The sequence below is a fragment of the Bifidobacterium sp. genome (assembly GCF_051876855.1).
Lineage (GTDB): Bacteria > Actinomycetota > Actinomycetes > Actinomycetales > Bifidobacteriaceae > Bifidobacterium.
This window is the reverse complement of sequence record NZ_JBJEIH010000035.1, coordinates 42012-48137: the sequence shown is the minus strand read 5'-3', so window position 1 is coordinate 48137 and position 6126 is coordinate 42012. Positions and strand designations below refer to the sequence as shown.

The 6126-nt window shown below is 59.3% G+C and carries 3 protein-coding genes; 1 reads left to right on the top strand and 2 read right to left on the bottom strand.

The window, feature by feature from the left end; all coding sequences use genetic code 11:
* Window positions 1-225: 225 nt before the first annotated feature.
* Together ACI38B_RS02800 and ACI38B_RS02795 are read right to left on the bottom strand one after the other, a co-directional pair.
* Complete coding sequence (locus tag ACI38B_RS02800; protein WP_404440761.1) at window positions 226-1416, bottom strand: cystathionine gamma-synthase; 1191 nt, start codon at window positions 1414-1416, stop codon at window positions 226-228.
* A gap of 153 nt (window positions 1417-1569) precedes the next feature.
* Window positions 1570-2580: a cystathionine beta-synthase gene (locus ACI38B_RS02795; RefSeq protein WP_101452356.1), complete on the bottom strand. Its 1011-nt coding sequence runs from the start codon at window positions 2578-2580 to the stop codon at window positions 1570-1572.
* Window positions 2581-3154: 574 nt separating this feature from the next.
* On the opposite strand from ACI38B_RS02795, the gene ACI38B_RS02790 reads away from it, so the two are divergent.
* Window positions 3155-4855 (top strand): hypothetical protein, encoded by a 1701-nt coding sequence (locus tag ACI38B_RS02790; protein ID WP_439729435.1) that lies wholly within the window; start codon window positions 3155-3157, stop codon window positions 4853-4855.
* The last annotated feature ends 1271 nt before the right edge of the window (window positions 4856-6126 follow it).

The following is a 6126-nucleotide window of genomic DNA, read 5'->3' as shown; positions in this document are numbered from 1 at the left end:
CACGACACACCCCGGCACCAGACACACTTGACAAATTACATAGGGACACCCCCCACGACGGCAACAAACGACGACAGCAAGCAACAGCAACGACAACAACGAAACAACGACGATGGGCGTCCGGAGCGCCATCATCGCCCCGGACGCCCATCGTCACGTCCCCTGATGGATGCCGGAGCCCAAGTATCCGGCATCCATCCAGCTTCTTCTTATTTCTTCTTCGGGTCAGGCCTGCTCAAGCGCCTGATCGAGGTCGGCAATCAGATCATCCGCATCCTCAATGCCCACGGACAGACGCACCAGGTTCGCCGGAACCTCAAGCGTCGTCCCGGACACCGAGGCGTGGGTCATGGCCGCCGGCAGCTCAATCAGGGATTCCACGCCGCCAAGCGATTCAGCGAGCGTGAAGATCTTCGTAGCCGCGGCGAACCGCTTGGCCGCCTCAAGCCCGCCCTTGAACTGGACGGAAACCATACCGCCGAAGCCGCCGTGCATCTGGCGTGCGGCGATTTCATGGCCCGGATGCGATTCGAGACCCGGATACCACACGCGCTCAATCTGCGGCTTGCCTTCGAACCATTCGGCCACCTTGAGCGCGTTGCGGCTATGCTGCTTGACACGCAGATCCAGCGTCTTCAGACCGCGGATGTCAAGCCAGGAATCGAACGGGGAAGGCACCGCGCCAGCGGAATTCTGCAGGAATGCGACCTTGTCGCGAAGCTCCTCGTCGTTCAGCACGACCGCGCCGCCGACCACGTCGGAATGCCCGCCAATGTACTTGGTCGTCGAGTAGACCACCACGTCGGCGCCATCATCGAGCGGATGCTGCAGCACCGGGGATGCGAAGGTGTTGTCCACCGCAACCTTCGTGCCATGCGCATGCGCGACTGCGGTTGTCGCCGCGATATCGGTGATGTTGAGCAGCGGATTGCTCGGCGTCTCCACCCAAATCCACTCGTAGTGCTTGGATTCGAGGGCCGCGCTCACCGCCGCGGTGTCGGTGATATCGACCACGTCAAGGTTCACGCCCCACGGCACGAACACCTTGGACAGCAAACGGTAAGTGCCACCGTACACGTCGTTGCCGAGCAGGACACTGTCGCCCGGCTTCAGGGTGGAACGCAGCAACACGTCAATCGCGGCGAGGCCGGACGAGAAGGCGAGCGCATACTTGGCGCCTTCGATGGCCGCGAGCTGGGCGTCGAAGGAATCACGTGTCGGGTTGATGGAACGGCTGTAATCATAGCCGTTGCGCAGACCGCCGACGCCGTCCTGCTTGAAGGTAGAGGTCATGTAGATTGGCGTGACGACGGCACCGGTGATCGGGTCAGGCTCCTGACCGGCGTGGATGGCGCGTGTAGCGAGCTTGGTGGCGGCGAAATCCTTGGCGGACTGTTCGAATGATGCGACGGACATGATTGTTGTTCCTTTCATACGCTGGTTTCGAGCGTATCTGGTTATGCGGGGTTTGTCCCGCGTGTCGGTATCGGTTTTGGTGATGACGGGTTGGTATCGGAATGCGGTTGATTGTTGGATCGCTGACGCGCGAGCAAAATCACGCGAGCGCAATCACAGGTACTGCTCGGCGATGGACGGGCTGCTGGTACGGTCGACGACGTCGCCGTAGCCGTTGGCTCGCATCCAGTCGTCGTTGAAAATCTTCTCCAGATAGCTGCGTCCGGAATCCGGCAGCAGCACGACGACCAGCTGATGCTCGTCCAGATTGTTCTCACGCGCGTATTTGAGCGCCCCGGCGACCGCCATGCCGGAGGAACCGCCAACCAGCAGGCCTTCCTCCTTGGCAAGACGGCGGGTCATTTCGAAAGCCTCGGCGTCGGTGACCTGCTTGATGTCGTCGGTGATGTTGCGATCGAAGGCCTCAGGGTAGAAGTCTTCGCCAACGCCCTCGATGTTGTACTGGTGGACGTCATTCGGGTTGGAGTAGATGGAGCCTTCCGGATCGGCGCCAATGACCTTGACGGCACCGTTGGAGACTTCCTTGAGGTAGCGGCCGGTGCCGGAAATCGTACCGCCCGTGCCGATGCCGGCGACGAAATGCGTGACCTTGTGGTCGGTCGCTTCCCAGATTTCCGGGCCGGTGGTCTCATAGTGGCTGCGCGGACCGTTCGGGTTGCTGTACTGGTTCGGCTTGAACGCACCGGGGATGGTGGCGGCGAGTCGGTCGGACACGTTGTAGTAGGAGCGCGGGTCGTCCGGCTCGACGTTGGTGGGGGTGACGACGACTTCGGCGCCATACGCCCGCAACACTGCGCGCTTGGATTCGGACACCTTGTCCGGTACGACGAAAATCGTGCGATAGCCGCGCTGCTGGGCGACCAGGGCGAGACCGACACCCGTGTTGCCGCTGGTCGGTTCCACGATTACGCCACCCGGCTTGAGTTGGCCAGATTCCTCGGCTGCGGTGATGATGCGCTCGGCGATGCGGTCCTTGGATGAGCCGCCCGGGTTGAAATACTCGACTTTGACGACAATGTCCGCTTTCACGCCATCGGTGACGTGGTGCAGGCGGACGAGAGGGGTGTTGCCGATGAGGTCGGTGAGTGAATCGTGGATGGTCATGATGTCTCGTTTCTGTGCTTGGGCTTTGTGTCTTGCTTTTGATGGGCTGGCCGATGGATGGGTCGGTGGTGTGGCGCCTGGCCATCGGTTGAGTGCACAAGAAACGGTTCCGGCGAGATGTGATGTCGGTTGTTCCGACCACATCGGTTCGGGTGATTGCCCGGCGAATCGCCGGATCATCGTGATTGCGTCACAATTCAGTGTTGACGATGTTCATGATGGTTATTCGTCTTGCTGCAATCGTGTGCAGATCCGCATGCCCTTCCATGTGGTCTGCCGGAATCCTATCTCAAGTTGTGCGTTGTCAACCGCTCGCCAAGGGGCGTCGGTTAGCGACAACAACAACATGAGAAATACGTCATGGCTCTTACCATAGCATGCCCCATGACAACGGCGTGTCACAGCGTCTCATATCGTAAGACGCCTTTTCGAATGACCGGGACTTGCAACGGGACGCTTAGGCCTTGTCGTGGTGTTCATCCACCCGTGGCCGCAGTGACCGACCTGCTTCGGCAACCGCTTTACCGATGCGATATTCGTCAGTCCCCGCGTGTCCCTGAGATACAGTGGAGTCATGCACAGCACCGCCAACGACCACAAGAGCGCCCCGACGTTCGCAAGCGACAACGCCGCAACAACAACCGTCGAGCGCGCCAAGCCGCACACCCGGCATCGCATTCCCCGCATTCTTCGCCCGGATTGGCTGCCATTCGCGATTGTGTGGGCCGTGGCGTCAGTCATCATCGTACTGCTCACCGTCTCGACCCATCCGACCGACAGTACATACGCGCTGCAATATTCGGGCGGAACCTTCCTTGTGGACCGGGCGCAGTATCAGCGGCTTGCCGACGCGTTTCTCAACGGCAGAACATGGCTTGACGTCCATGTGCCCGACTGGCTCGCGGCCATGGACAATCCGTACGACGTGCAGGCCAGAGGGGCACAGGGCACGGCCAGTGGCGACCCATCGCTGTGGGATTGGGCGTTCTATCACGGACGCTATTACTGCTATTTCGGGCCACTCCCGGCAATCGTGCTGTTCGCCCCGTTCAAGGCGTTGACCGGCACGGACCTGTCAACCGCAGCTGCGTGCGCGATCCTCGCCATCGCCGCGTGCGCATCACTGATTTTCCTGGTGCAGACCCTGTGGAAACGGTTCTGGAAGGGGACGCCACGCTGGTTCGTCGTGCTGGCGTGCACCGCAATCGTCGCGGCATCGGGACTGTCCTATCTGGTTCTCGTCCCATGGTTTTATTCGATTCCGATTCTCGCCTCGCTCGCGCTTGCGCCAGCGGGAATCGCGCTGTGGGCCCGATCCGCTGACGATAGCGGCTCCGCTCCCCGAACCGGGATGGTAGCTGCAGGGTCGCTACTTGTCGCACTCACCATGACATGCAGACCGACATTTATTCTGACAGCGGTCTTCGGTCTTATATTGCTATGGCCGCAAATCAGGTCGCGCGAAATGCTTGCCGTTCGGTCACGACACGCGATTCAAGCCAGCCTTGCGGCAATCGCGCCGTTCCTGGTCATCGGGGGCGTGATGATGTGGTACAACACTATCCGGTTTGATAACCCGTTCAACTTCGGTGCGGCATATAATCTGACAGGATTTGATATGACGCAACGTCATGTCAGTCTACAAGCTCGATTGTTCAGCGCCTCCTTGCTATTGTTCGCACCGATGAGATTCACCCGCAGCTTCCCGTTCACAGCGAATGTCTTCGCAACGGACGGAACGAACCCGTGGGCATTTCTCATCCGCAACAGGAACGTCATCGCGGAGCCGACCGTCGGCGGTATCGTCGCGTTGTCGCCGATTTGCCTGCTCGCGATACCGGCGGTCATCTGGTTCATTGTCTCGCTCGTCTCACGCAAGCGGGTGAACGACGCCGTGGTAACGGGGACGTCTAGGGCACCAGAAATGCCACATGTTTCGCAAATCTCAGGGGCCTCAAGATCATGCGCATTCGGGATAACCTGCCTGTTGCTCGCCGGCGTCCTCGCGTGCATCGACGGACCGTTCGGCGTCAACGCGCGGTATATGTGTGATATGGCGTGGCTGGCGCTGATCGGTACCATGTGTCTGCTGGCCCCGATGGAGTCGGCGAGCCGCGATAAGGGACATCGCTGGCTGACCATCACGATTGTGATCGTCTTGGTGCTTGGGCTCGTGCTGCAAGCGCTTTGGCTCATGACGACCGGTCGGCTCGAAGCCTGGAATGTCTCGAATCCGGCACTATACGCGTGGCTGCAGGGAGTGTTCACGCGCTGAGCGCATCTGCCGCCGCAGGTTTTACTGCAATCTGCGCGCGAACCGCCCTTAGGAATCCGACAAGCTGGGTAGCACTCCACAGTCTTTACCCCGATTTGCACGCGGACCAGTCCCATATGAATGGCTGCAAAGCGAGGGACGGCACTTCTGTGCTCATCTATCAGGACCATCAGGCGACATGCGATAGACAACAGGCAGTAGACAACAGGCGGTAAGCACAGTCAACCAACAACAGCAACAGATAGCATCATCAGCTCGCACCTCTGTCTCATTTCTTTGATTGTGAGCCGCCACTCACAATCAAAGAACTTTCACGCACCAGCCACCCCCGCAACGGGCAATCACCACGTTGATTGTGAGCCGCCACTCACAACGAAGCATCAATGTCTGCGGATTCGTCTCGGAACATCGTACTCTCCCCTTGATTGTGAGTCGCCACTCACAACGAAGAGACATCAGCTCACGAGTCACCCCCGCAACGTCTCACTGCCCTGTTGGCTGTGAGCGACCACTCACAACTAGCTCCAGCACAGGACGATCGACGCACACTTCCAAGCAACCAGATCGTTGATTGCGAGTCGCCACTCACAACAAAGGACTCCAGTCGTGACAATCATGCCGGGCTTACCCAAACCACCAACCAATTGTGAGTCGTCACTCACAATCAGCAGTCACGACCGCCCAACCATACCTGCAATGCCCACTCCCGCTCTTGGTTGTGAGTCGCCACTCACAACCAACGGTTGAACGTCGGAAACCCCGAACGCCGTCACGCAAGTCGTCTGCCGATTGTGAGTACAGACTCACAATCAATGCGTGCAGCCACGCTGTATCCGCCCCAGCCGCATTGCCGACTCATCGATTGTGAACGGCCACTCACAACCAACGGACGTTGACTTACCAGCCGCACCCGCAATGACCAACCCTCACGGTGATTGTGAGTCGCCACTCACAACGAAACGACAGAATCTGCGAATCGGCGTCGAATCGCAAACACTCGGCCACTGATTGTGAGTCACCACTCACAATCACTGCGTAATGCCGCACGGACCACAGGTGCAGCAGTGGGATTGCCCCGTGGTAGTGAGTCACCACTCACAACGAAGTGGTATCGGATCGCCAGCCGCACCTGCAACGACCGATTGCCGTACCCGATTGTGAGTGACAACTCACAATCGACTACAGTGCGGGGCGGTCGATGCACATTGCCGTACCCGATTGTGAGTGACGACTCACAATCAACTACAGTGCGGGGCGGTCGATGCACATTG